This is a genomic window from Kitasatospora phosalacinea (genome assembly GCF_000717185.1).
Taxonomy (GTDB): Bacteria; Actinomycetota; Actinomycetes; order Streptomycetales; family Streptomycetaceae; genus Kitasatospora; species Kitasatospora phosalacinea_A.
This window is the reverse complement of record NZ_JNYE01000115.1, coordinates 1-24,036: the sequence shown is the minus strand read 5'-3', so window position 1 is coordinate 24,036 and position 24,036 is coordinate 1. Positions and strand designations below refer to the sequence as shown.

General features: G+C 76.4%; 19 protein-coding genes. 12 read left to right on the top strand and 7 right to left on the bottom strand.

Going from position 1 to position 24,036, the window contains the following annotated elements; all coding sequences use genetic code 11:
• Positions 1 to 31 precede the first annotated feature (31 nt).
• From OO57_RS47065 to OO57_RS33215, 4 genes are all read right to left on the bottom strand, one after another.
• Positions 32 to 1,384, bottom strand: coding sequence for a GH25 family lysozyme (locus OO57_RS47065; protein WP_051778570.1), 1,353 nt, complete (start codon positions 1,382 to 1,384; stop codon positions 32 to 34).
• Positions 1,385 to 1,704: 320 nt separating this feature from the next.
• Complete coding sequence (locus OO57_RS33225) at positions 1,705 to 3,249, bottom strand: glycoside hydrolase family 3 N-terminal domain-containing protein (protein ID WP_033256476.1); 1,545 nt, start codon at positions 3,247 to 3,249, stop codon at positions 1,705 to 1,707.
• Entirely contained in the window at positions 3,246 to 4,646 is a 1,401-nt protein-coding gene (locus tag OO57_RS33220) for a hypothetical protein (RefSeq protein ID WP_063737699.1), read from the bottom strand. The genes OO57_RS33225 and OO57_RS33220 overlap by 4 nt, the downstream gene beginning before the upstream one ends.
• Positions 4,643 to 5,614 carry a GNAT family N-acetyltransferase gene (locus OO57_RS33215; protein ID WP_158715311.1) on the bottom strand — a complete coding sequence of 324 codons (972 nt, stop codon included), beginning with the start codon at positions 5,612 to 5,614 and terminating at the stop codon, positions 4,643 to 4,645. Before OO57_RS33215 ends, OO57_RS33220 begins: the two co-directional genes overlap by 4 nt.
• A 130-nt stretch (positions 5,615 to 5,744) precedes the next feature.
• On the opposite strand from OO57_RS33215, the gene OO57_RS33210 reads away from it, so the two are divergent.
• Positions 5,745 to 6,872, top strand: coding sequence for a serine hydrolase domain-containing protein (locus OO57_RS33210; protein ID WP_051778568.1), 1,128 nt, complete (start codon positions 5,745 to 5,747; stop codon positions 6,870 to 6,872).
• 41 nt (positions 6,873 to 6,913) lie between these two features.
• Positions 6,914 to 7,846, top strand: coding sequence for a MurR/RpiR family transcriptional regulator (locus OO57_RS33205; RefSeq protein ID WP_033256475.1), 933 nt, complete (start codon positions 6,914 to 6,916; stop codon positions 7,844 to 7,846).
• Positions 7,847 to 7,902: 56 nt separating this feature from the next.
• On the opposite strand, the gene murQ is transcribed toward OO57_RS33205, so the two are convergent.
• On the bottom strand, positions 7,903 to 8,814 hold the full coding sequence (gene murQ, locus OO57_RS33200) for an N-acetylmuramic acid 6-phosphate etherase (protein WP_033256474.1): 912 nt from the start codon (positions 8,812 to 8,814) through the stop codon (positions 7,903 to 7,905).
• Between the two features lie 240 nt (positions 8,815 to 9,054).
• Between murQ and OO57_RS33195 the strand changes: the two genes are divergently transcribed.
• Genes OO57_RS33195 through OO57_RS33175 form a run of 5 tightly spaced genes read left to right on the top strand, consistent with a single transcriptional unit; the run spans position 9,055 to position 14,856 of the window.
• On the top strand, positions 9,055 to 10,884 hold the full coding sequence (locus OO57_RS33195; RefSeq protein WP_033256473.1) for an ABC transporter substrate-binding protein: 1,830 nt from the start codon (positions 9,055 to 9,057) through the stop codon (positions 10,882 to 10,884).
• Between the two features lie 6 nt (positions 10,885 to 10,890).
• On the top strand, positions 10,891 to 11,883 hold the full coding sequence (locus OO57_RS33190) for an ABC transporter permease (protein WP_051778567.1): 993 nt from the start codon (positions 10,891 to 10,893) through the stop codon (positions 11,881 to 11,883).
• Positions 11,880 to 12,767 (top strand): ABC transporter permease, encoded by an 888-nt coding sequence (locus OO57_RS33185; protein ID WP_051778566.1) that lies wholly within the window; start codon positions 11,880 to 11,882, stop codon positions 12,765 to 12,767. Before OO57_RS33190 ends, OO57_RS33185 begins: the two co-directional genes overlap by 4 nt.
• Positions 12,764 to 13,846: an ABC transporter ATP-binding protein gene (locus OO57_RS33180; RefSeq protein WP_051778565.1), complete on the top strand. Its 1,083-nt coding sequence runs from the start codon at positions 12,764 to 12,766 to the stop codon at positions 13,844 to 13,846. The genes OO57_RS33185 and OO57_RS33180 overlap by 4 nt, the downstream gene beginning before the upstream one ends.
• Positions 13,843 to 14,856 (top strand): ABC transporter ATP-binding protein, encoded by a 1,014-nt coding sequence (locus OO57_RS33175; protein ID WP_033256472.1) that lies wholly within the window; start codon positions 13,843 to 13,845, stop codon positions 14,854 to 14,856. Before OO57_RS33180 ends, OO57_RS33175 begins: the two co-directional genes overlap by 4 nt.
• A 202-nt stretch (positions 14,857 to 15,058) precedes the next feature.
• Here OO57_RS33175 and OO57_RS44335 read toward each other — a convergent pair whose 3' ends face one another.
• A complete protein-coding gene (locus tag OO57_RS44335) occupies positions 15,059 to 15,715 on the bottom strand; it encodes a helix-turn-helix domain-containing protein (RefSeq protein ID WP_051778564.1) in 657 nt (218 codons plus the stop codon).
• 150 nt (positions 15,716 to 15,865) lie between these two features.
• Here OO57_RS44335 and OO57_RS44330 point away from each other — a divergent pair, with 150 nt between their 5' ends.
• From OO57_RS44330 to OO57_RS33145, 5 genes are all read left to right on the top strand, one after another.
• The gene (locus OO57_RS44330) at positions 15,866 to 16,747 is read left to right on the top strand and encodes a MurR/RpiR family transcriptional regulator (RefSeq protein WP_051778563.1); all 882 of its coding nucleotides are present in this window, start codon (positions 15,866 to 15,868) and stop codon (positions 16,745 to 16,747) included.
• 98 nt (positions 16,748 to 16,845) lie between these two features.
• Positions 16,846 to 19,041, top strand: a complete 2,196-nt coding sequence (locus OO57_RS33160; RefSeq protein WP_081974140.1) for a prolyl oligopeptidase family serine peptidase — start codon at positions 16,846 to 16,848, stop codon at positions 19,039 to 19,041.
• On the top strand, positions 19,038 to 20,045 hold the full coding sequence (locus tag OO57_RS33155) for a S66 peptidase family protein (protein ID WP_063737697.1): 1,008 nt from the start codon (positions 19,038 to 19,040) through the stop codon (positions 20,043 to 20,045). Before OO57_RS33160 ends, OO57_RS33155 begins: the two co-directional genes overlap by 4 nt.
• The gene (locus OO57_RS33150) at positions 20,033 to 20,866 is read left to right on the top strand and encodes a M55 family metallopeptidase (protein ID WP_033256471.1); all 834 of its coding nucleotides are present in this window, start codon (positions 20,033 to 20,035) and stop codon (positions 20,864 to 20,866) included. Before OO57_RS33155 ends, OO57_RS33150 begins: the two co-directional genes overlap by 13 nt.
• Before the next feature lie 76 nt (positions 20,867 to 20,942).
• On the top strand, positions 20,943 to 22,292 hold the full coding sequence (locus OO57_RS33145) for a M20/M25/M40 family metallo-hydrolase (RefSeq protein WP_033256470.1): 1,350 nt from the start codon (positions 20,943 to 20,945) through the stop codon (positions 22,290 to 22,292).
• 15 nt (positions 22,293 to 22,307) lie between these two features.
• Here the strand turns inward: OO57_RS33145 and OO57_RS33140 are convergent, their stop codons facing one another.
• The gene (locus OO57_RS33140; RefSeq protein WP_033256469.1) at positions 22,308 to 23,834 is read right to left on the bottom strand and encodes a PucR family transcriptional regulator; all 1,527 of its coding nucleotides are present in this window, start codon (positions 23,832 to 23,834) and stop codon (positions 22,308 to 22,310) included.
• Positions 23,835 to 24,036: the final 202 nt, after the last annotated feature.

The window sequence follows — 24,036 nt, the reverse complement described above, 5'->3', positions numbered from 1 at the left end:
GGGCGGGGGTGGGGGCGCGGGTGGGGTGCGGTCAGGAGGCGACCAGTGCCAGCCAGGTCGGTTTGAGCACGCCGCCGTCGGCGGGCAGGCCCTGGGCGGTCTGGTAGGTCTGCGCGGCGCTGCGGGTGCCGGGGCCGAACTGGCCGTCCACGGTGAGGGAGGCGCCGTGCGCGTTCAGTCCGACCTGGGCGGCCTTGACGGCGCTGCCGGAGGCGCCCTGGAGCAGCGTGCCGGTGAGGGACTGCCAGGTGGCCGACCCGACGGTGCCGTCGGCGCCGAGTCCGGCGGCGCTCTGGTACGAGACGACCGCGCTGCGGGTGCCGGGGCCGAACTGGCCGTCCGCGGTGAGGGAGGCGCCGTGCGCGTTCAGCAGGTGCTGCAGCACGGTGACCCGGGTACCGCTGTCGCCCTGCTGGGTGAGCGGCCAGGCGGGGGCGGCGGGGGCGGGCGGGGTGGTGGTGCCGGTGCCGAGGGCGAAGGCCCGGAGCTCGGCGGGGGTGCCGTTGAAGACGTCCTGGTCGCCGGGGAGGACGCCCGCGTCGGCGTACTGCCAGATGTGCTGTCCGGTCCAGCCGTTGGGAGTGGGGGCGGCGCTGCCGGTGTAGTTGGCGACGAACAGCGGGTAGGCGGCCGCGGCGGCGGAGTTGCCGGTGCAGGTGCGCCACCAGTCGGTGGTGGTGTACAGGCTGGGGTAGCGGCCGGTGCGGGCCTTGACCTCGTTGCCGAAGTCGAGGATCCAGGCGGTCATCGCGGAGGTGCTCAGCCCGAAGCAGGTCGCCCCGTAGGGGTTGTACTCGATGTCCAGCAGCGGCGGCAGGGTCGTGCCGTCGGCGCTCCAGCTGCCGCCGTGGTCGACGAAGAAGTCGGCCTGGGCCTTGCCGCCGGAGCGGTCCGGCAGGGCGAAGTGGTAGGCGCCGCGCAGGAGTCCGGCCGCTGCCGAGCCGTCGTACTGGGAGGAGAAGGTCGGGCTGGTGTAGCTGGTGCCCTCGGTGGCCTTGACGTAGGCGAAGGAGGCCCCGGCGGCCGCGGTGGCGGCCCAGTCGACGTTCGGCTCGTACGCGGCCACGTCGAGGCCGAGCGGTCTGGCGCCGGCGGGCAGCGCGGCGGCGAGCGTCCCGGACGGCCGGACGGTGCGGGCCCGGAGGGGGTCGGCGGTGGACGGGCGGGCGTCCGTTCCGGCGGCGGGGCGGCCGGGGAGGGTGGAGCCCAGGTGGTCGGCATCGGGGTGGGTGATCGGCCCGGGTGCGCCCGCGGTGGCGGCCGGGGGCTCGGCCGCCACCGCGGGGGTGGGGGCGCCGAGGGCGGCGGCGCCCAGCGGGAGGAGGAGGGCGGCGGCCAGGACGGCTGACGGGTGGTTCAGGAACGACGGCGCGCTGCGCGGCATGGCTGCTCCTGCGGAGGGTGTGGGGGGCGGGCCGGGGAGGGGAGTGCACCGGCCCGGGGAACAGTAGTGCGGAAATTGACGTCCCGAGCAAGACCCGGGGCAAAAAATTTCCCTCCGCGCAACACGTCGGCCCGACCCCAAGGACGCTGGAAGATACCAGTTCTGACGGTTCGTCAGTAAACGTTCGCCCAGTTGGGAGCAGGCCCGCGGCGGTGCAGCCGGCTCCGGGTGCACCGCCGCGGGCCGCACTGGTCCGCTCCCGCTCCCGGCAGTGCCCGTTGACGTGCCGACCGCCTCGGCGGGAAGTTTCCGACGTGCGGTCAGCGCCCCAGGTGCGCGGCCACCACCTCCGCCGCGGCCTCGGCGCACACCCGCGCCGCGCCGTGCGGGGCCACGTGGAGCCCGCCGCGGGGCGCCGACCGCGGCAGGCCGAACTCCACCACCACCGCGTCCGGCCGCCGGGCGAGCAGGGCGGTGACCGCCGCGTCCATCCAGGCGTGCCGGTGGGCGTTGCGCACCACGAGCACCAGCGGACGGCCCGCGGCCGCGGCGCAGAGCCCGGCCACGGTGCCCACCGGGTCGTCCTCCGCCTGCCGCTGGTCCACCTGCCGCGCCTCGGTGCCCGGCAGGAGCGCGGCCAGCGGTCCGGCCAGGCCCCAGGCGGTGGCGGTGCCCACCGCGACGGTCGGCGTCGGCCGGAACTCGGCGACGCAGGGGGCGCCGCGGCCCTGCGGCGGGACGCCGGTGGGCCGGGCCACCGCGAGTGCGCGGCGCGCCGCGAGCAGACCGGGGGCCGGGCCGTCCGGCGGCCCGGTGCCGTCCGCCGTCCCCCCTCGGGCGGCCGTCCGCAGGGTGCGGGCCCAGCGGGCGAAGGCGGCGACCCGGTCGGCGGCCTCGGCGAGGCGTTCCTCGGGCAGGTCTCCGGTGCGCACCGCCCGCGCGACGGCGGTGCGCAGCGCGTCGTACGCGTCGGCCGAGCCGCGGTCGCCCAGGCACACCAGGTCGGCCCCGGCCGTCAGCGCCCGCACCGCCGCACCGGCGTGGCCGTAGCGGTCGGCGACCGCCCGCATCTCGACGGCGTCGGTCACCACCAGCCCGTCGAAGCCGAGCCGGTGGCGGAGCAGGCCGGTGAGGACGCGCGGGCTGACCGTCGCCGGGTGGTCCGGGTCGAGGGCGGGCAGCAGGATGTGGGCGGTCATCACGGCCCGCGCCCCGGCGGCCGCCGCGGCCCGGAACGGCGGGAGGGCGACGCGTTCCAGTGCGGCGAGGTCCGCGGTGACGGTCGGCAGGCCGAGGTGGGAGTCGACCACGGTGTCGCCGTGCCCGGGGAAGTGCTTGGCGCAGGCGGCGGTGCCGCCCTGCTGGAGGCCGCGCACCCACGCGGCGGTGTGCCGGGCCACCAGCGCCGGGTCGGCACCGAAGGAGCGCACGCCGATCACCGGGTTGCGCGGGTCGGAGTTGACGTCGGCGTCCGGCCCGTAGTCCAGGTCGATGCCGAGGGCGGCCAGTTCGCGGCCGATCGAGCGGGCCACCGCCCGGGTCAGGTCCTCGTCGTCGACGGTGCCCAGCGCGAGGTTGCCGGGCGAGGAGGAACCGGTCGCCCACTCCAGCCGGGTGACGTCGCCGCCCTCCTCGTCGACGGCGACCAGCACGTCCGGGTTCTCCGCGCGCAACTGCGCCACCAGCGCCCGGGCCTGCGCGCGGCCGCCGGGCGGGGGCGCGAAGTTGCGGCCGAACAGCAGGACGGAGCCGAGTCCGCCGGCCAGGCGGCGGCGGATCCAGTCGGGGGCGGTCAGGCCCGTGAAGCCGGGCTGCAGCACGCCGTCGGCGAGCCGCAGCAGGGCCGGGTCCTCCGGCGCGCTCACCGCCCCGCCCCGTCCGCGGCCCCGTCCCCGTCCGCGGTCACCGGCGCGCGGCCCGGGGGCTCGCCGAGGGTGCGGGCCACCACGTCCTCGACGGTCTCCTGCCGGTGCAGCGGGGTGAAGCGGACCCCGCCGCCGTCGTCCACCTCGTAGGCGTGGACGGCGGGCTGCGGGAGGCTGTTGTAGTGGAACGGGGTGGAGAAGTAGTACGCGCCGGTGTCGGGCAGCACCACCAGGTCGCCCGGTGCCAGCAGCGGCAGTTCGCGGGCGCGGGCCACCAGGTCGCCGGCGAAGCAGCACGGTCCGGCGACGTCCTGCGGCACCGTGCCGTCCGCGCCGCCGTCGGCGGGCCGCGGCAGGCCGTCGGCGTCGTAGGGCAGGACCCGCAGCGGCCAGGCGTCGGGGAGGAAGACGGTGCGGGCGGCGACCTGCACGCCGGCGTGGGTCAGGGCGATCGCCCGGCCGCCGGAGCGCTTGGTGTACTCCACCCGCGTGGCCAGGAAGCCGTTCTTGGCCAGCAGGGAGCGGCCGAGTTCGGTGACCAGCCGGTAGCGGCCGCCGAACAGGCCGGGGGCGCCGGACCGGAGGGCGGCGACCTGGTCGGCGAAGGTCGGGTCGTCGCGGTCGTCGGCGAAGTTGACGGGCAGTCCGCCTCCGACGTCGATGCCCTCGACGCGGGCGGTGCCGGCCCGGCGGTCGATCTCCTCGGCCAGCGCGACGACGGCCGCGACCCCGGCCGCGGACAGTTCCAACGGGCAGCCCTGGGAGCCGACGTGCACGTGCAGCCAGCGCAGCCAGGGCCGGACCAGGAAGGCTTCGACGATGCGCTCCCGGTTGCCGGGGTCGCCCAGCGCGAAGCCGAACTTGGACTCGTGGCCCGCGGTGGACATCGCCGCGATGGCGCCCAGCCCCACCTGCGGGTTGATCCGCAGGCCGATCCGGGACGCGGTGCCCGGTCCGGCCACCAGGGCGTCGACGCGCCGCAGTTCCTGGAAGTTGTCGATGTTGACGGCGACTCCGGCGGCGAGCGCCGCGCGCAGTTCGGGACGGGTCTTGGCGGGCGAGTCGAGCACCAGCTGCCCGGGGTCGAACCCGGCGGCCAGGGCCTGTGCCAGTTCGCCGGGGCTGGCCACCTCGCAGCCCAGTCCGTGCCCGCGCAGCAGGCGCAGCACCGGCACCAGGCTGTTGGCCTTCGCCGCGAAGGTGTGCTCGACGCGCTCCCCGGCGGGCCAGGCGGCGTGCAGGGCGGCGGCGCTCTCCGCGATGCCCCGCAGGTCGAGGAAGGCCGCCAGGGGCGTGTCGTCCGGGTCGAGCAGCCCGGCGCGGACGGCGGCGCGCACCGCGAGGTCGCGCCGCCGCGTCCGGTCGGCGGCCCGGGGTGCGGCGCCGGGGAGGGTCATGAGTGCTGCTCCTGCGGGAGGGCGGGAAGGACGGGCACGAGCGGTTCCTTCTGGTAGAGGCGGAACACCCGGTGCAGCCGGGCGTCGACCGCGCGGGCGTAGAAGCGGTACGGGGCGATCCAGGCGATCTCGGACTCGGCGAGGCCCGCCTCCCGCTGGTCGCGCAGGCAGCGGCGCAGCAGGACGGCGCCGACGCCGCGGCCGCGCTGGGACTCGGCGGTGCCCATCGGCCCGAACCAGGTGTCGCGGTTGACGCCGTGGCAGGCGAAGCCGACGAACTCCTCGGCGGTGCCGTCGCCCTGCACCGCGACGTGGCAGCGGGGCGGCTCGTGGGCGAGCGCGGCGGCCGCCTCCTCGGCCCAACTGCCGCCCCAGCCGCGCATCCAGGCGAGGAAGCGGGGGGCGTCCTCGGGGCGGGCGCGGCGCACCCGCACGCCGAGGGCGGCCAGCCGCCGTTCGTCCTCGGCGGTGGTCAGGTCGGTGGCGGCCAGGTCGGTGAGCATGTTGAACGCGTCGGCGGTGTGCTCGTACCCGGCGGCCTCCAGCAGGCACACGGCGGGGGTGTAGCGGATGTCGAGTCCGGGCCAGGCGTAGTGGGGCGGGGTGCCGCGGACGACCAGGCGGGTGGCGCCGGCCGCCAGCAGGCGCTCCTCGACGCCGGCCAGCAGGGTGCGGCCGTGGCCCCGTCCGCGGTGGCCGGGGGCGACCGCGAGCAGGGTGGTGTGTCCGGTGCGCGGGTGCGGGCCGTCGGTCTGCGGGGCGAGCCGGCCGAGTGCGAGGCCGGTGACGACGCCGTCGGCCTCGGTGACGACCCGCAGGTCGGGGCGGTCCGCCGTGAGCTCCCACAGCAGCGTCAGCACCCTGGCCGCGTCGGGGTCGTGGACGAGCGAGGCGGTCACGATCCCGCGCAGTCCGGGGAGGTCGCCGTGGTGCGCGGTGCGCAGCACGGGTGGTGCGGCGTCCCTCATGCTGTCCGTCCAATCCGTTGCTTGATAACATGATTGAGCTTTCGAGCGGTGGAAAACTACCAACGATCGCCCGGGGCCACCAGACCTCCCCCTCCCCGGCGCGCGCACGGCACGGCACGTGGAGCAAGCCATGACGACGATCCGTCCCGCACCCGGCGACCCCGAGCGCCTGGCCCGCGGAACCGCCGCGGCGGCCGCGCTGGTCGCGGCCGCCGTCGCCTCCGGCGGCCTGCCGGGGGCGGTCCTCGCCACCGGGTGGGGCGCGGAGGGCGAACCGCTGGTGCGCGCCTTCGGCCGCACGGCGGTGACCGGCCCGGCCGCCCCGGTCACGGCCGACACGGTCTACGACCTCGCCTCGCTGACCAAGGTCACGGCCACCCTGCCCGCCGTGCTGGGGCTGGCCGGCACCGGCGCGCTGGGCCTGGACGACCCGGTCCGACGCCACCTGCCGGGGTTCGCCGGGGCGGGCAAGGACGCGGTGACGGTGCGTCACCTGCTCACCCACACCGCGGGCCTGCCCCCGCACCGGCCGTTGCACGAGCTGCCCGGGGGGCCCGCCGACCGGCTGGCCGCCGCCCTGGCCGAGCCGCTCGTCACCGCTCCCGGCACCGCGGTCGCCTACTCCGACCTGGGGTTCGTCGCGCTGGGCGAGGTGGTCCGCGCGGTGGCCGGGGCGCCGCTGGACCGGGCCGTCCGGGAGCTGGTGCTGGACCCGCTCGGCCTGGCGGACACCCGCTACCGGCCGCCCGCCGACTGGCGCGGGCGCACCGCCGCCACCGAGCCCCGGCCCGACGGGAGCGTCCCGGTCGGGACGGTGCACGACGAGAACGCGGTGGCGCTCGGCGGGGTGTGCGGCCACGCCGGCCTGTTCGGCACCGCCGGCGACCTGGCCCGCTACCTGCAGCGCGGCTGGCTGGCCGCCGACTCGCCGATCCTCTCCCCGGACGTCCGCGCCGAGGCGCTGCGCTGCCAGACCGAAGGGCTGGGCGGGCGCCGGGGGCTGGGCTGGACGCTGCGCGGCGACCGCTGGGACCACATGGCGCGGCACTGGCCGTCCGACGGCGCCGGGCACACCGGCTTCACCGGCACCAGCGTGGCCCTCGCCCCGTCCGGCGGCCCGTGGGCGGTGCTGCTGACCAACGGCGTCCACCTGGGCCGGGACGCCTCGGCGGTCGTGGCGCTGCGGCGGGCGGTCTGCGACGCTCTGACGGATCCGGATCCCGGTCCGCGGACCCCGCCCGGCGCCCGACCCGCCTGAACCCCGCACGCCCCGGCCGTCCTCCACGCAAAGGAACCCCCATGACAGCAGCCGACGGAACCCGCCCCAGGCGCAGGTCCGCCGCCCGCCCCGCCGCCCCCGCGCCCAGCGGCCCGCCGCAGACGGTGCTCGTCCAGATCCGGGCGCTGCTGCCCTCGCTGGCGCCCGCCGAGCGCCGGGTCGCCGAGGCCGCGCTCGCCGATCCGGCGAACGTGGCCGCGCAGACCATCAGCGAGCTGGCCGCCGAGTGCCGCACCTCGGAGACCACCGTGATGCGGTTCTGCCGCACGCTCGGCCTCAAGGGGTACCCGGACCTGCGGATCGGCCTGGCCTCGGCGGCCAGCGTCGAGGAGAGCAGCGCCGGTTGGAGCGCGGTCGGCGCGGACATCGGGCCCCGCGACTCGCTGGCCGACATCGTCGCCAAGCTCGGCTTCGCCGACGCCCGCGCGGTCGAGGACACCGTCGGCCAGCTCGACCTGCACGCCCTGAAGCGGGCGGTGGACGCGGTCTCCTCGGCCGACGGCATCGACGTGTACGGGGTGGGGGCGAGCGGCCTGGTCGCCCTGGACCTGCAGCAGAAGCTGCACCGGATCGGCCGCCGGGTCAACGCCTGGGTGGACCCGCACATCGCGCTGACCTCGGCAGCGCTGCTGCGCGGCGGCGACGTGGCGATCGGGGTGTCGCACACCGGCGACACCGCGGCCACCGTCGAGGTCCTCGCGGAGGCCCGGCGCAACGGGGCCACCACGCTGGCGATCACCAACTTCCCGCGCTCGGAGATCACCGAGCACGCCGACCACGTACTGACCACGGCGGTGCGCGAGACCACCTTCCGCTCCGGGGCGATGGCCAGCCGGATCGCCGCGCTCACGGTCGTGGACTGCCTGTTCGTCGGGGTGGCCCAGCGCCACCGGGCCCGCACGCTGAAGGCCCTGGAGCGCACCTACACGGCGGTGCGCAACCACCGCCTGTAGCGGCGCGCGCCCGCGGCGGGCCCGGCCCGGGCCCGCCGCGGGCGCCCCGGCCCGCGTCAGATCGGCTGCGCCTCCAGGGCGTCGGCCACCCGCCCGCGGGCGGCGGCCAGGCGGCGGCGCCCCTGTTCGGGCGCGCAGTCGGCCAGCAGGCAGACCAGGGCCGTCTTCAGTTCGCCGTCCGCCCCGGCGAGGGCGTGCGCGCAGCGCTCCTCGTCGAGCCCGGTGGCCTCCATCAGGATGGTCACCAGCCGGCCGCGCAGCTTGGCGTTGCTGGCGGAGACGTCCACCATCAGGTTGGAGTAGGTGCGCCCCAGCGCGACCATCACGGCGGTGGAGAGGCCGTTGAGGACGAGCTTGTGGGCGCTGGCGGCCTTGAGCCGGGTGGAGCCGGCGATCGCCTCGGGACCGGTGTCGACGGCGACGTGCACGTCGGCCAGGTGCGCGAGCGGCGCGTCGGGGTTGGCGCTGACCAGGACGGTGAACGCCCCGGCGGCCCGGGCGGTGGCCAGCGCGCCCGCCACGTAGGGGGTGCGGCCGCTGGCGGCGACGCCCACCGCCACGTCGCCCGGCCCCACGTCGGCGGCGTCGGCGGCGCCGAGCTCCTCGCTGTCCTCGCTGCCCTCGACGGCGGTGACCAGCGCGGCCGGGCCGCCCGCGTGGTGGGCGACGACGATGCCGGACGGCAGCGAGAAGGTGGGGCCGAGTTCCGCCGCGTCGACCACGGCGGTGCGTCCGGAGGTGCCCGCGCCGAAGTAGTGCAGCCGGCCGCCGGCCCGCAGCCGTTCGGCGGTGGCCTCCACCACCACCGCGAGCCGGGGCAGCACCTCGGCCACGGCTGCGGGGACGAGGGCGTCCTCGGCGTTGAGCAGCCGCAGCACGTCGAGCGGGTCGGCCCGGTCGATGCCGAGGGTGCGGGGGTTGCGCCGCTCGGTGGGCGACACGACGCGGACGGAACGGCTCGGGGTCATCGGGTGTCCTCTCGGTTTCTGCCATCGTCCTGCCCGTCTTGTTGTTTTGCAACATCATCTGACACCACTCTCGTTGCTTTGCACCTGTCGCGACGTCAACAACGTCCAGCTCCGGGCAAGTCGCCGAGTTACGAACTTCAAACCTCTCGCGTAACTCATTGACGAGAGCGGGTCACGGCTCCTACGGTCGGCGCACTGTAGCTGCACCCTCGTGCACCGGTCGATCGGAGTCCCGCTCCCATGAAGAACGCCAGACGCGCCGCCCTCCCCCTCGCGGCTGCCCTCCTGCTCGGCGGCACCGCGGCCTGCTCTCCCGGCGCGGGGTCCTCGGACTCCGCCGGGGGCGGAACGTTCACCACCATCGACGGCAACCACCCGATCTCGGCCGGCGCCCCGATGAACCCGTTCAACGCCGCCGGCAACACCTTCCTCGGCTACGACACCATGCAGCTGGGCTTCACCAAGAAGAACCCGCAGGACCCGAACGACTTCTTCCCCGGCCTGGCCAGGAGCTGGAAGACCACCGACACCTCGATCACGGTGGAGCTGGAGCCCGACGCCAAGTGGTCGGACGGCACGCCCGTCACCGTCGAGGACGTCAGGGCGTCGATGGCCATCGCGCTCACCCAGGGCTCGGCCACCGTCGGGGCCGGCCTGCTCACCCAGGGCCTGGACGTCGCGGAGGTCGAGGAGACCGCGCCGCACACCTACGAGATCAGCCAGGTGCCCGGGGCGAAGAACATCCAGTTCCCGCGCCTGGTGCTCACCCAGAAGATCGTCCCCGCCTCGGTGTACGGCTCCCTGCTGCCCGCCGACGTCTGGGACGTGATCCACGCCAGCCAGAGCGCCGACCCCGCGCGGGCCGACGCCGCGAAGGCCGCCGTCGACAGGCTCGGCGAGATCGGCAAGAAGGTCTCCGCGTTCGCCCCCGCCAAGGACGTCTCGGCCGGTCCGTTCGTCATCACCCGGGTCAACCCGGGCTCGGCGGTGCTCGACCGCAACCCGCACTTCTTCGCGGCGGACAAGATCGGCCCCAAGCAGGTGGTGGTGCGCAACTACACCGGCAACGAGCAGATCTGGAGCTACATGACCAACGGCGAGCTGGACGCCGCGCCGTTCACCGCCATCCCCGACAACGTGCTCCAGCGCATCCTGAAGGCGGGCAACCAGCGCGTCGACGCCATCAACTACGTGGACGCGGCGATCGCCTTCAACCAGGGCGTCGCCCCGTTCGACAAGGTGGAGGTCCGCCAGGCCCTCGCGCACGTCATCGACCGCGAGGCCGTCACCAAGGTCGGCCAGCCGGTCGGCGGCACCCCCTCGAAGGCCACGACCGGCCTGATCGACAAGGTCGCCGAGAAGTGGCTCACCCCCGAGCAGCAGGCCGGGCTCGACCCGTACCGGCACGACGAGGCCAAGGCCGCCGAGCTCCTCCAGCGGGCCGGACTCACCAAGAAGGACGGCACCTGGCACCTGCCGGACGGCACGCCGTGGACCATCACGCTGCAGACCGTCAACGGCTTCAGCGACTGGATCGCCGGCGGCACCGTCGTCGCCAACCAGCTGACCGCCTTCGGCATCCCGACCAAGACCGCGCTGACCGCCGACTTCAGCACCTACAAGAAGGAGATGGCGGACGGCAAGTACCCGGTCGGCTTCTGGCTGACCGCCCTGGGCCCCGGCACCGACGCCGCCTTCCAGCGCCTGTACGGTGCGGACGACGGCTTCACCGCGATCGGCGCCACCGTCACGCACAAGTCCGGCCGGGGCTCGGGCAACTGGCTCAACACCCCGGCGTCCTTCACCCTCGACGGCGCGACCGTCAACCCCGGCGAGCTGACCGCGAAGCTGACCGTCCTCGAGCCGGAGGAGCAGAAGGAGATCGTCCAGCAGCTGGCCCTGCTCTCCAACCAGCAGGTGCCGGTGATCCAGATCTGGGACTACACCAACGTGCAGTTCGTGAACGACAAGCGGTTCACCGACTTCCCGAAGTCCGGTCAGGACGGCCTGCTGAGCAACTCGCCCGGGGTGTGGATGATGCAGGGCTACGTCCAGCCCAAGAAGAAGTAGCCGCGGATGAAGGGCTTCCTCCTCCGGCTGGCGGCCAAGCTGGCCGCCGGCCTGACGATGGTGTTCACCGTCGCCACCTTCACCTTCTTCCTCGTCCACGCCCTGCCGGGCAACCCCGGCGACGCCGCCTACGAGGGGTACGTACTGGGCGGCATGCCGCCCGAACTAGCCCGGGCCAAGGTCGCCGTGGTGTACGGGTTCACCTCGCACGAGCCGCTGGTGGACCAGTACCTGGGCTACCTGGGCCAGCTGCTCCACGGCAACCTGGGGGTGTCGATCTCCTACAGCGGCGTCCCGGTCACGGACGTGATCCGCGCGGCCGTGCCCTGGACGGTGCTGCCGGTGCTGTCCGGGCTGCTGCTCAGCTTCCTGGTCGGCTGCACGGCCGGCGTGGTCGCCGCCGTGCGGCGCAACTCCCGCAGCGGGGGCCTGCTGTCGCTGTCCGGCTCGCTGATGGCGGGCGTGCCGTCCTTCGTGCTGGCCCTGCTGCTGGCGTTCCTGTTCCACACCCTGTGGAACGTGCTGCCCTACGGGGACACCAGTGACGTCACCATCGCGCCCGGCTTCACCGCCGAGTACCTCGGCTCGGTGGCCACCCACGCGGTGCTGCCGGTGGCCACCTACGCGCTGCTCGGCTACGGCAGTTGGCTGCTGACCATGAAGTCCAGCGTGGCCTCCGTGCTCGGCGACGACTTCATCCTCGCCGCCGAACTGCGCGGCATCGCCCCGGCCACCCGGATGCGCTACATCGGCCGCAACGCCGTGCTGCCGCTGTTCACCACGCTCGCCCTGTCGGTCGGCCACATGTTCGCCGGCTCGGTGCTGATCGAGGACGTCTTCGACTACCCGGGCCTGGGCAACCTGCTGCTCAAGAGCATCGGCAACCGGGACTACCCGCTGATGGGCGGCGCCTTCCTGCTGATCACGGTGACCATCGTGGTCGCCAACATCCTCGCCGAGCTGCTGTACTCGGTGATCGACCCCCGGGTGAGGCGATGACCGTGACCTTCCCGTCCGCTCCGGCCCTCCCTCGCCGCTCCCGCACCCTGCGGGTGCTGACCCGCCGCCCCGGCCGGGTCGTCGGCCTGGGCATCATCGTGCTGTTCGCCCTGATGGCCGCCTTCGGGCCGCTGCTGTACCCCGGGACGATCGCCGTCGACCCGGAGGCCGTCTACGCCCCGCCCAGCGCCGAGCACTGGCTCGGCACCGACTTCGCCGGCTCCGACGTGCTCCAGGAGGTGGTGGTCGGCGCCCGCTACGTGCTGCTCACCGCGGCGGTCGCGGCGCTGGCCGCCGCCGCCGTCGGGACCCTGGTGGGCCTGGTCGCGGGCTTCCGGCGCGGCCTGGCGGACTCCGGGCTGATGCGGCTGACCGACTTCGTCCTCACCCTGCCCGGCCTGCCGCTGCTGATCGTGCTGTCCACGCTGTGGAGCTTCCACAGCGCGTTCCAGATGGGCCTGGTGCTGGGCGCCACCGGCTGGGGCGGCGTCGCCCGCGCGGTGCGCGCGCAGACCCTGTCGCTGCGCGAGCGCGGCTTCCTGGAGGCCGCCCGCGGCCTGGGCCTGTCGCAGCGGCACATCCTGCTGCGCGAGCTGCTGCCGAACATCGCCCCGTACGTCGCGATGAACCTGCTGCTGTCGGTGATCGGCTTCATCGGGGCCGAGGTCGCGCTGTTCTTCCTCGGCGTCGTGCCGTTCTCCAGCGAGAACTGGGGCGTGATGCTCAACCAGGCGGTCTTCTCCGGCGGCGTGATGAGCAGCCCCGAGGCGCTGACGTACCTGCTGGCCCCGCTGGCCTGCATCCTGCTCATCACCCTCGGCATCGTGCTGTTCATGGACGCCGTCGACGAACTGTTCAACCCGAGACTGCGGGAGCGGTCATGACCGATCCGACGCCCCACCACGACGGGGCCGCCACGGCCGGGGCCCGCCCGGCCGAGGTCGAGATCCGCGACCTGACGGTCGTCTACCGCACCGAGCACGGCGACCTGCCCGCCGTCTCGCACGCCTCGCTGGACCTGCGGGCCGGTGAGATCACCGGCCTGGTCGGCGAGTCCGGCTCCGGCAAGTCCACGCTGGCGCTCTCCCTGCTCAACGCCGTCCCCGCCCCGGGCCGGATCACCACCGGGAGCGTCGAGGTGGCGGGCGTCGGCGACGTCACCCGGCTGACCGGGCGACGGCTGCGCCGCACCCGGGGCAGCGCGCTCGGCTACGTCTTCCAGGCCTCGCAGAACTCGCTCAACCCGCTGAAGACCGTGGGGAAGCAGCTGCTGGACCTCGGCCGCTCCCACGAGGTCGAGGACCTGCGCGGCCTGGTGCGCCGGGCCGGGGACCTGTGCGAACGGATGGGCCTGGACGCCGACCGGGTGCTGGACTCCTACCAGCACGAGCTGTCCGGCGGCATGCGCCAGCGGATCGGCATCGTGCTCGCCCTGGTCCTCAACGCCGAGGTGCTGGTCCTGGACGAGCCGACCACCGCGCTCGACATGATCTCCCAGGCCGCCGTGCTCGACATCGTGCGCAGCGTGCACCGCGAGAACGGGCTCGCCACCCTCGTGGTGACCCACGACATGGGGGTGGTCTCCGAGATCGCCGACCGGCTCGCGGTGATGTACGGCGGGCGGATCGTGGAGCACGGGCCCGCCGGGGAACTGCTGCGGCGGCCCTCGCACCCGTACACCCGGGCCCTGATCGGTGCCACCGCCCGGATCGTCGGCGACCCCGGCCTCGCCCGGGCGCTGCCCGGGCAGCCGCCGGACCTCACCACCCTCGCCCGGCGGGGCTGCGTCTTCCGGGACCGCTGCCCGCTGGCGATGCCGGTGTGCGAGGAGAGCGACCCCGCCCTGTCCGAGTGGACCCCGGGCCGGTTCCGGGCCTGCCACGCGGAGCCGGCGCCCGCAGACCGAGCCGCCGCCGTTCCGGCGCCCCGGACCCAGGACGACCCGATCGGAGGACGGCCGTGATCGAGGCCAGGAACATCACCCGCACCTACACCGGCCGCGGCGCCTTCACCGGCACCCGCACGGTGCACGCCCTGCGCGGCGTCGACTTCACCCTGCCCCGGGGCGGTGCCGTCTCCTTCATCGGCGAGTCCGGCTGCGGCAAGACCACCCTGGGCAAGGTCCTCACCGGGCTGGAGACCTTCGACGAGGGCGAACTGCTCGTCGACGGCACCGACCTGGCGAAGCTGTCGGCCCGGCGGCGCGCCCCGTACTTCCGGCGGATCCAGATGATCCACCAGGACCCGTACTCGGCGCTCAACCCGACCCGGGACGTCGGCCAGATCCTCGGCGACCCGCTGCGGATGCGCGCCCGGGAGACCGGCGCCACCCGCGCGCAGCAGCGCGAGCGCGCCGCCGAACTGCTGGAACTGGTCGGCCTGCGGCCCGCCGTGCTGGCCAAGTACCCGCACCAGCTCTCCGGCGGGCAGCGCCAGCGCGTCGTCGTCGCCCGGGCGCTGACCGTGGACCCGGAGGCGCTGGTCGCGGACGAGTCGGTGTCGATGATCGACGTGTCGATGCGGCTGGGCATCCTGTCCCTGCTGCGGGACCTGCGCGAGCGCCTCGGCATCTCGCTGCTGTTCATCACCCACGACGTGGCCACCGCCCGCTACCTCGGCGAGGGCGGCGAACTGCACGTCATCTACCGCGGCCAGGTCATCGAACGCGGCCCCACCGACACCGTCGTGCAGCGGCCCGTGCACCCCTACACCCAGTGCCTGCTGTCGGCGATCCCGGTGCTGCGCGGCCTGGAGGAGCCCGGGCCCGACCGGCTGGTGCCGCTCGCCGCCCTGGACGAACGGGCGGCCACCCCGGGGTGCCTGTTCGCCCCGCGCTGCCCCTTCGCGACCGCGGAGTGCGCCGCCGGGCGGCCCGCGCTGACCGCGCTCCCGGCCGACGACGCGCACCGGCACGCCTGCCTGCACCCGCGGGCGCGCCGGGTGGTGGCCACCGAGGCCGCGGCGGTGCGCTGACGCGCCGCCGGCCTGGACCGGATGTCGCGGGCCCGGGCCCGGGGCTCGACGATTCGTCGATCGCCCGGGCGGCGGCGCGGCTCGTACCGTGGCGGGCGTGGAGCTTCCCCTGCAGTGCGGCGGACCGGTGCGGGCGGGCCGGGGACGTCGACCGGCCGTCGGACCGGGCCGCGTCCCGGGACCGCCGCGGGTCGGCCGCGTCTCAGGGCCGCCGCGGGTCCGCCGCGGCGGCGGCCCCGGGCCCGGCCACCACGAGCAGGTAGCGGCCCCGCGGGTCCAGCGCGGTCAGGCGGTGCGCGACGCCGGCATCGTAGTGCAGCGCCTCGCCGGCCTCCAGCTCGAAGCGTTCGCCGCCGACCTCGGCGGCGACGCGGCCGGCGAGCACCACGCACAGCTCCTGGCCCGGGTGGGAGGTGGGGAAGGCGTGGTGGGCCGGGGTGCCCTCGGCGAGCACCGCCTCGAAGCGGCGCGCCCCGACCGGGGTCAGCGGGAAGGTCCGCCCCTCCCCCGGCGGCCACGCCCGGGGCTCGCGGCGCGGACGGTGCACCACCTCGGACGACGGGGACGGCGGCCCGGGCGGCCGGGCCGCCGCGGGGGCACCGCCCAGCAGCACCGACAGCGGCGTCTGCACCGCCTCGGCGACCCGTTCCAGGGTCCGCAGCGTGGGGTTCGCGTCACCGGCCTCCAGGCGGCTGAGGAAGCTGCGCGACAGGCCGCTGCGCTGCGCCACCCCGTCCAGGGTGAGCTGCAGGCGGGCCCGGGCCGCGTGCAACCGCTCGCCGAGGCGGGCCGCCGCGCCGTCCTCGCGCGCGTCGGCGGCACCCGTCCCGTCGTCCGCCGCGTACCGTCCCGGTTCCACTGTCTCCCCCTCCCCCGTCCCGTCCGTTCGGACGCCCGCCGTCCACCGCGGCCGGGCGCCCAGCACGCTACCGGTCCCGCTCCGCCTCGCCACCAGGGAGTACGCCGTGAACCGCACCCTCCGCCCGGCCCGGCCCGCCGGGAGCGGCCGATGACGGCCGCCGGCTACGCCTCCGCCTGGTCCGAACCGGCCGTGACGCTGGCCGACGCCGCGGCCGAACTCGGCGGCACCGAGGAGCGGTTGGCCCGGGTCATGCTCGCCGACTGGCCCGACTCGGTGCTGCGCCCGCCGACCGCGCTGCTGGCCGAGGCCGGCGCCGGAGGCTGCGACCTGCACCGGCTGGTGCGCGCGGCCGGGTTCTACGACCTGGGCGAGCTGCAGGCCCGGGTCACCGAACGGCTGGACGGGGAACTGGCCGCCCCGCAGGAGCGGTTCCGGGCCCGGCTGCGTCCGGCCCAACTCCCGGGCCTGAACCGGCGGATGGCCGAACGGGAGGCCGCGAACGTCGCCGCCACCCTGGACGGGGCCGCCGACGACGGCACGCTGGACGCCGCCGCGCGCTCCCTGCTGGCGGCACGGCAGCGTTTCGTCCTGGGCACGGGCCGCAGCCGGGGCCTGGCCCACCTGCTGGCGGCCGACCTGGGGAGCGTGCTCGGCCGGGTCGTCCTGCTGGACGGCGGCACCGACCGCGCGGTGGAGGCACTGGCCGACGCGGGCCCCCGGGACGTGGCGGTGGTCTACTCGGTGCGCCGCTACGACCGCTGGACCCTGCGGGCCGCCCGGGCGCTGCGCCACCGCGGCGTGCCGCTGGTGGCCGTCGTGGACGGCCACGGCTCGCCGGTCGCCCCGCTCGCCGACCGGACGCTGACCGCGGCCACCGGCGGCCCGTCGTTCGCCGACTCGCCGACCGCGCTGGTGGCCCTGGGGCACGCCCTGGCGACGGCGGCGGCCGCCCGTTCCAAGGGGGCGCTGCGCCGGCTGGAACGCCGGGAGGAGGCCAACCGCCTGCTGGGCCGCTTCCCCGACGACTGACCCGCACCGCACCCCGTTGCGCCCCGCACCGCCGAGCACTCCCGAGCACCCCCGAGCACCCCACGAACGAGCAGCTCCCCGACGAGCATTGGTGACCCATGACTTCAGCAGTTCCCGGCCGCCCCGCCCCGGGTGCCTGGCCCTCCCCGATCGAAGCCGAGGACGTGGCCCGCGCGGACGGCGTCCCCGGCTGGGCGGAACTCGTTCCCGAGCCCTCCGGCCTCGCCGTCTGGTGGGACGAGCCCCGCCCGCTGGAGGGCGGCCGCCGCTGCGTGGTGCGGCGCTCGCCGGACGGCACGGTGCAGGACCTGCTGCCGGACGGGTTCAACGCCCGCAGTCGGCTGCACGAGTACGGCGGCCGCGCCTGGCGGCCGGTGTCCCTGCCCGCGGGCGGCCCGGCGGGCGGCGCCCCGGACGGACCGGCGCCCGCCCTGGTCTTCGTCGACTGGCACGACCAGCGCCTGCTGCTGGCCGCCCCCGGGGCGCGGCCGCGGCCGCTGACCGCCGCCGCCCCGGACGCGGCGGGCGACCCCCCGGTGCGCTACGGCGACCTGTACGCGCCGCCCGGCCGCGCCGAGGTGTGGTGCGTGCGCGAGAGCGTCGGAGCGGGTCCGCGCGAGGTGCGGCGCGCGCTGGTGGCGGTGCCGCTGGACGGCTCGGCCGTCGACGACCCGGCCCGGGTGCGGGTGCTGGCCGACGGCCACGACTTCCTGGCCTGCCCGCGGCTGTCCCCGGACGGGCGGCACCTGTCGTGGATCGGCTGGAACCACCCCGCGATGCCGTGGGACGGGACGGACCTGTGCGTCGCCGCCCTGGACGGCCCGGACGGCCCGGACGGCGCGCCCCGGGTGGTGGCGGGCGGCGCGGACTGCTCGGTGGTCCAGGCGGAGTGGCGGGACGCGGACACCCTGTGGGCGGTGGCCGATCCGGACGGCTGGTGGAACCTGCGGTTGGTGCCGCTGGACGGCGGGCCGGACCGGGCCGTGGCGCCCCGGCCGGAGGAGTTCGGCGGGGCGCTGTGGCGGCCGGGCGCGGCCTGGTTCGCCCCGCTGCCGGACGGCCGGGCGGTGGCCGTGCACGGCACCGGCAGCGACCGCCGCCTGGGCGTGGTGGACCCGTCCGACGACAGCGTCCGCGACCTCCCGCTGCCCTACAGCGACTTCACGGCGACCGTGCACGCGGCCGACGGGCGCGCGGTGTGCGTGGCCGGTTCCCCGGACGCCCACCACCGCGTGGTGCTGGCCGACCTGGCCGCCGTCGGCACCGGAGGGCCGCGGCACGAGGCGCTGACCGGTGAGGCCCTGGCGCCGCGGTCGGCCGGCTGGTTGCCGCACCCCCGCACCGAGGTGTTCCGCGACGCCGACGGGCAGCCGGTGCACGCCGTGCTGTACCCGCCGCGCAACGCCGACCACGCGCTCGCCCCGGGCGAGCTGCCGCCGTGGGTGGTGTTCGTCCACGGCGGCCCGACCGGCAGTTCCCCGATGGCGCTGGACCTGGAGGTCGCCTTCTTCACCAGCCGCGGCATCGGCGTGGCCGACGTCGACTACGGCGGCTCCACCGGCCACGGCCGCGCCTACCGCGAGCGGCTGCGCGGCACCTGGGGCGTGGTGGACGTGGCGGACTGCGCGGCGGTGGCGCGCGGCCTGGTCGCCCGCGGCCTGGCCGACGAACGGCGCCTGGCGGTGCGCGGCGGCAGCGCGGGCGGCTGGACGGCCCTGGCCTCGCTCACCTCGGCGGGCCTGTACGCGGGCGCCGTCTCGCACTACGGCATCACCGACCCGCTGGCCTGGGCCGCGGACACCCACGACTTCGAGTCCCGCTACCTGGACGGGCTGATCGGACCGCTCCCGGAGGCCGCCGAACGGTACGAGGAGCGTTCGCCGGTGCGGCACGCCCACCGGGCGAGCGGGCCCGCCCTGCTGATGCACGGCCTGGAGGACGTCGTCGTGGGGCCGGAGCAGTCCCGGGCCTTCGCCGCGGCGCTGGAGGCCGCCGGGCTGCCGTGCACGCTGCTGGAGTTCCCGGGCGAGCAGCACGGCTGGCGGCGGAGCAGCACGATCGTCGCCGCCCTGAACGCCGAACTCGCCTTCTACCGGCGGATCTTCGGCCTCGTGGAGGATCCGGCCGAGCAGTCCGGCGAACGGCCTGCGGCCCGGTCGGCCCGGTCGGCCCCGCGGACGCCGGACGCTCCGGCGCCCCGGCGGGCCGACCCCGACCCGGCAGGCGCCGCGGTGGGGCGACCCGCCGGACCGCCGTCCTCCGCCGACGGCCCCGCCCGGGGCGGCACCCGGTGAGCGCCCTCCGCGCCGGGGCCCCGCCGCTGCGCCCTCCCGCCCTGCGTCCGGGCGACGCGGTGGCGGTCGTCTCGCCCGCCGGGCCGGTGGAGCCGGGGCGACTCGCGCACGGCGTCGAGGTGCTGGAGTCCTGGGGCCTGCGGGTGTCGGTGATGCCGCACGCGGCCGCCTCCCACCTGGGGCACCTCGCGGGGCGGGACGCGGACCGGGCCGCCGACCTGCAGGCGGCCTGGACCGATCCGCGGATCGCCGCGGTGCTGTGCGCCCGCGGCGGTTACGGCTGCCAGCGGACGGCGGACCTGCTGGACTGGCGGGCGCTGGCGGCGGCCGCGCCGAAGCCGCTGGTCGGGTTCAGCGACGTCACCGAGCTGCACCGGCTGTTCGCCGCCCGGCTGGGCGTGGCCACGCTGCACGGGCCGATGGTCGCCACCGGCGCGTTCGCCGAGCCGCGCTCCGCCGCGCACCTGCACCAGGTGCTGTTCGCCCCCGAGACGGTGCGCGAACTCCCGCTGCACGGGGCCGCGCCGGTGGTCGGCCGGGCGGAGGGCGTGCTGGCGGGCGGGAACGCGAGCCTGCTGGCGTCCTCGCTGGGCGGGCCCGGTCCGGTGGTCCCGGACGGCTGCCTTCTCCTGCTGGAGGAGGTCGGCGAGGAGCCCTACCGGCTGGACCGGATCCTCACCCAGCTGCGCCGGGCCGGCGTGTTCGCCGCCGTCGCCGGGATCGTGCTGGGCGACTTCACCGACTGCGGCCCGCCCGCGGCGGTGGCCGGGGTGCTGCACGACCGGCTGGCCGGGCTGGGCGTGCCGGTGGCGGCGGGGCTCCCGGCCGGGCACGGCCGCGTCCAGCTGACGGTGCCGCTGGGCGTGCGCGCCGAACTGACCGCCGTCGGCCGGCCCGGCGCGAGCACCCTGGTGCTCGCGGAACCCCCGCTGTCGCCCCGGGCCGCGGCGGAGCACGACTCGACCGACCACGACCGGAAGGACCCCCGCACGTGCGCGTCATGATCTCCGCCGACATGGAAGGCGCCACCGGCGTCACCTGGCCCGACGACGTGGAGCCGGGCACCGCGGCCTGGGAGCGGATGCGGCGCCTGCTGACCGGTGACGTCAACGCCTGCGTGGCGGGGCTGTTCGCGGGCGGCGCCACCGAGGTGCTGGTCAACGAGGCCCACTACACGCAGCGCAACGTCCTGATCGAGGACCTGGACGAGCGCGCCGCGCTCCTGACCGGCCGGCACAAGCCGCTCGGCATGATGCACGGGGTGCAGGAGGCGGACGGTGTGGTGATGCTCGGCTACCACACCGGGGCGGGCGAGGAGGGGGTGCTCGCGCACACCTACCTGGGCACGGGCCTGGTCGACTTCCGGATCGACGGCGAGGCCGCCGACGAGGGGCGGATGAACGCCCTGGTGGCGGCCGAGCACGGGGTTCCGGTGCTGCTGGTCACCGGGGACGACCTGACCTGCGCGGCCGCCGGGCGCTGGGCGCCGGGGGCGCGGACCGCGGCCGTCAAGCGGGCGGTCAGCCGGTACGCGGCGGTCTGCCTGCCGCCGGCCCGCAGCGCTGCCCTGATCGAGGAGCGGGCCCGGGACGCGGCGCGAGCCGCGCTCGCGGCGGGGCGCCCGGCCGGCCGGCCGCGCGAGCACCGCTTCGAGGTGACCTTCCACGCCACCCACCAGGCGGCGGCGGTGGAGGCGGTGCCGACGGTGGAGCGGACCGGCCCGCGCACCGTCGCCTACACCGCGCCGACCGCCACCGACGGCGCCCGCACCTTCAAGGTGTGCACCACCGTGGCGGCGTCCGCCGCGGAAGCGCACTACGGCTGACGCCCCGCCACCGAGGCCACGCCGTCCCACCGCCCCGCCGCCGCCCCACCGCCCCGCAACGGAGAGGACCCGCCCCATGACCACCGTTCCCGAGCCCGGCCTCGCCGCCGCGGGCGACGACGCCGTCCGGCTCTGCCACGACCTGCTGCGCATCGACACCACCAACCCCGGTGACGGCACCGGCCCGGGCGAGCGGGTGGCCGCCGAGTACGTGGGCGCCGCGCTGGACGCGGCGGGCATCGCCCCGGTGCTGGTGGAGGCGGCGCCGCGCCGCTCCACGGTGCTGGCGCGGATCGGCGGCCACGACCCGTCGCTGCCGCCGCTGCTGGTCCACGGCCACCTGGACGCCGTCCCGTTCGACGCCGCCGACTGGACGAGCCACCCGCTGTCGGGGGACCTCGTCGACGGCTGCCTGCGGGGGCGCGGCGCGGTCGACATGAAGGGCACCGTGGCGATGGTGCTGGCGCTGGCGCGGCACTGGGCGCGCAGCGGGGTGCGACCGCGGCGGGACGTCGTGCTGGCGTTCCTCGCGGACGAGGAGTCGACCGGCGACTTCGGCTCCCGGTTCGTGGTGGCCCGGCACCGGGAGTGGTTCGAGGGCTGCCGGGAGGCGATCAGCGAGTCGGGCGGCTTCTCGATCACCGCGCGCCCGGAGCGCGGGCCGGAGGCCGGGCGGGAGCTGCGGGTGTACCCGGTGGCGGTCGGCGAGCGCGGCACCGCGTGGATGCGGCTGACCGCCCGGGGGACGGCCGGGCACGGCTCCAAGCAGAACCCGGACAACGCGGTGGCGACCCTGGTGCACGGCCTGTCCCGGCTCGCCTCGCACCGCTGGCCGACCGCGCCGACGCCGCCCGTGGAGGCCCTGCTCTCCTCCCTGGAGCGGGAGTTGGGCCTGCGCATCGACCGTTCCCGGCTGGAGGAGGAGGCGGTCCGGCTCGGGCAGCTCGGCGAGCTGTTCGACTGCACGGTGCGCGACTCGGCCAACCCGACGGTGCTGGCGGCGGGCGGCAAGGTCAACGTCGTCCCCGGTCGGGCGCACGCCGAGGTGGACGGCCGGTTCCTGCCCGGCCACCGGGAGGAGTTCCTGGCCACCGTGGACCGCCTGCTCGGTCCGGGCGTCACCCGGGAGTTCATCAACTGCGAGGACGCGGTGGCCGCCGACCACGAGGGCCCGGCGTTCGCGGCGATGGCCGGCGCGCTGCGCGCCGAGGACCCGCTGGCCCGGCCGGTGCCGTTCGTGATGTCCGGCGGCACCGACGCCAAGTCCTTCGCGCGACTGGGCATCCGCTCGTACGGCTTCGCCCCGCTGCTGCTGGACCCGTCGCTGCACTACTACGGCATGTTCCACGGCGTGGACGAGCGGGTGCCCGCCGCCGGGCTGGGTTTCGGCGTCCGGGTGCTGGACCGCTTCCTGCGGACGTACTGAGGAACCGAGGAGGCGTCAGGAACCGGCCGCCTCGCGGGCGCGCAGGGCCAGCCACAGGTCGATCCGGTCCTCGGCGCGGTCCATGTGGCGGCCGGTCAGGCGGCCGATCTTGGCGATGCGGTTCTGCACGGTGTGCCGGTGCAGGCCGAGCAGGGCGGAGGTCTCCGCCCAGCTCCCGTTGGTCTCCAGCCAGACCCGGAGCGTCTCGGTCAGTTCGTGGTCGGGGTCGGCGGCGTCGAGGGCGGCGAGCGCGGTGTCGGCGAACGCGGCGAGCAGCGCGGGGCTGCCCAGGCTGAGCAGCAACCGCACCGATCCCGCCTCGGCCGCGGTGACGGGGCGCCCGGCCTGGGTGCTGGCCGGGAGCAGGGCGTGGGCCTGGCGCAGGGAGAGCGCGGCGTGCTGGGGGGCGACCGCGGGGCCGATGCCCGCCGGGCGGCCGGGGGCGAAGCGGGCGAGCAGCGCGAGCGCGTCGGTGCCCTCGGGCACGACGGCCTCGACGGTGGTGCCGACGGCGCGGGCGAGGCCGCCGGGTATCGCCAGGGCCAGGTCGGCGGCGGTCTCGGCGGCCTCGCTGGGGCGGCCCGTCCCGGGCGGCGGGTCGGCGCGGGCGGCGACGTGCACGGCGAGGGCGCGCAGCGGCCCGGCCGACAGGTTGACCGAGGAGAGCAGGGCGGTGGCCCGGGAGGCGCTGAGGTCGGCGGCGAACAGCCGGCTGAGCACGGTGGTGCGGTGGCGGCGGCGGGGTTCCTCGGCGAGGTGGCGGCGTTCCAGTTCGACGGAGAGCAGGGAGACCAGGACGCTGCCCAGCAGCCGGGTCTCGGCGGTGCTCGCGCCGACCAGCACGACGAAGCCGCGCAGCCGGGCGGCGCCGAGCGGCTGGGCGTGCACGGGGCCGGACGGCAGTTCGCCGCCGCCGCTGCCGCGCAGGCCGCGCAGGGCGACGGCGTCCAGGACCGTGGCGGCGTCCGCCAGCACTTCGGCGGCGTCGGCTCCGGCCGCACCGAGCGGTCTGGCCAGGACGTCGCAGACCACGACGGCGAGACCGGTGGCGCGGTACCAGGCGGTGAGCAGGTCGGCGAGGCCGTCCGGGGAGGCGGCGGCCGCGGTGAGGCGGCGCTGGGTGCGCAGGGTGCGCTCCAGCAGGCGGCGTTCCTCGGCGGAGCGGGCGTCGAAGACGGCTTTGGTGACGGCCGCGGGCGAGGTGCGTTCGGGGACGGTGACCAGCGGGAGGCCGTGCCGGTCGGCGGCCCGGGCGAGGGCGGGCGGCACCTGCTGGTGGGGCAGGGAGGGGCCGAGGCCGAGCACGAGTGCGGCGGCACCGGCCCGGTCGAGGTCGCCGATGAAGGCGGCCAGGTCGTCGGAGCCGGGGCCCAGCAACAGGCCGGTGGTCATGACCACTTCGCCGCCCTCCAGCCAGGCGGACGGGTCGGTGGCCTCGGAGGCGTGGGCGGCCTCGACCGTGCGGCCCAGCCCGGCGGCCCCCGCGGCGAGTTGCAACCGGAGGGCGGGGATGGCCAGGAGGTCGCGGACGGTGAGGGGCATGGGCCGATCGTTCGACGGTTCGGGTGATCTTCGATGTGATAGCACAGGAGGGCCGGTGCGCGCACCGGTCATGACGACTCCGCTGCGTTCTCCGCCGGTCCTGACCGGGCGTCGGGCCGGTCACGCGGTCGGCTCGTTCCCTCCGGAGGGTGACCGTCCTGCTGCTGGACGGGCCGGGCGGGGGGGTGGGGGGGGGGGGGGG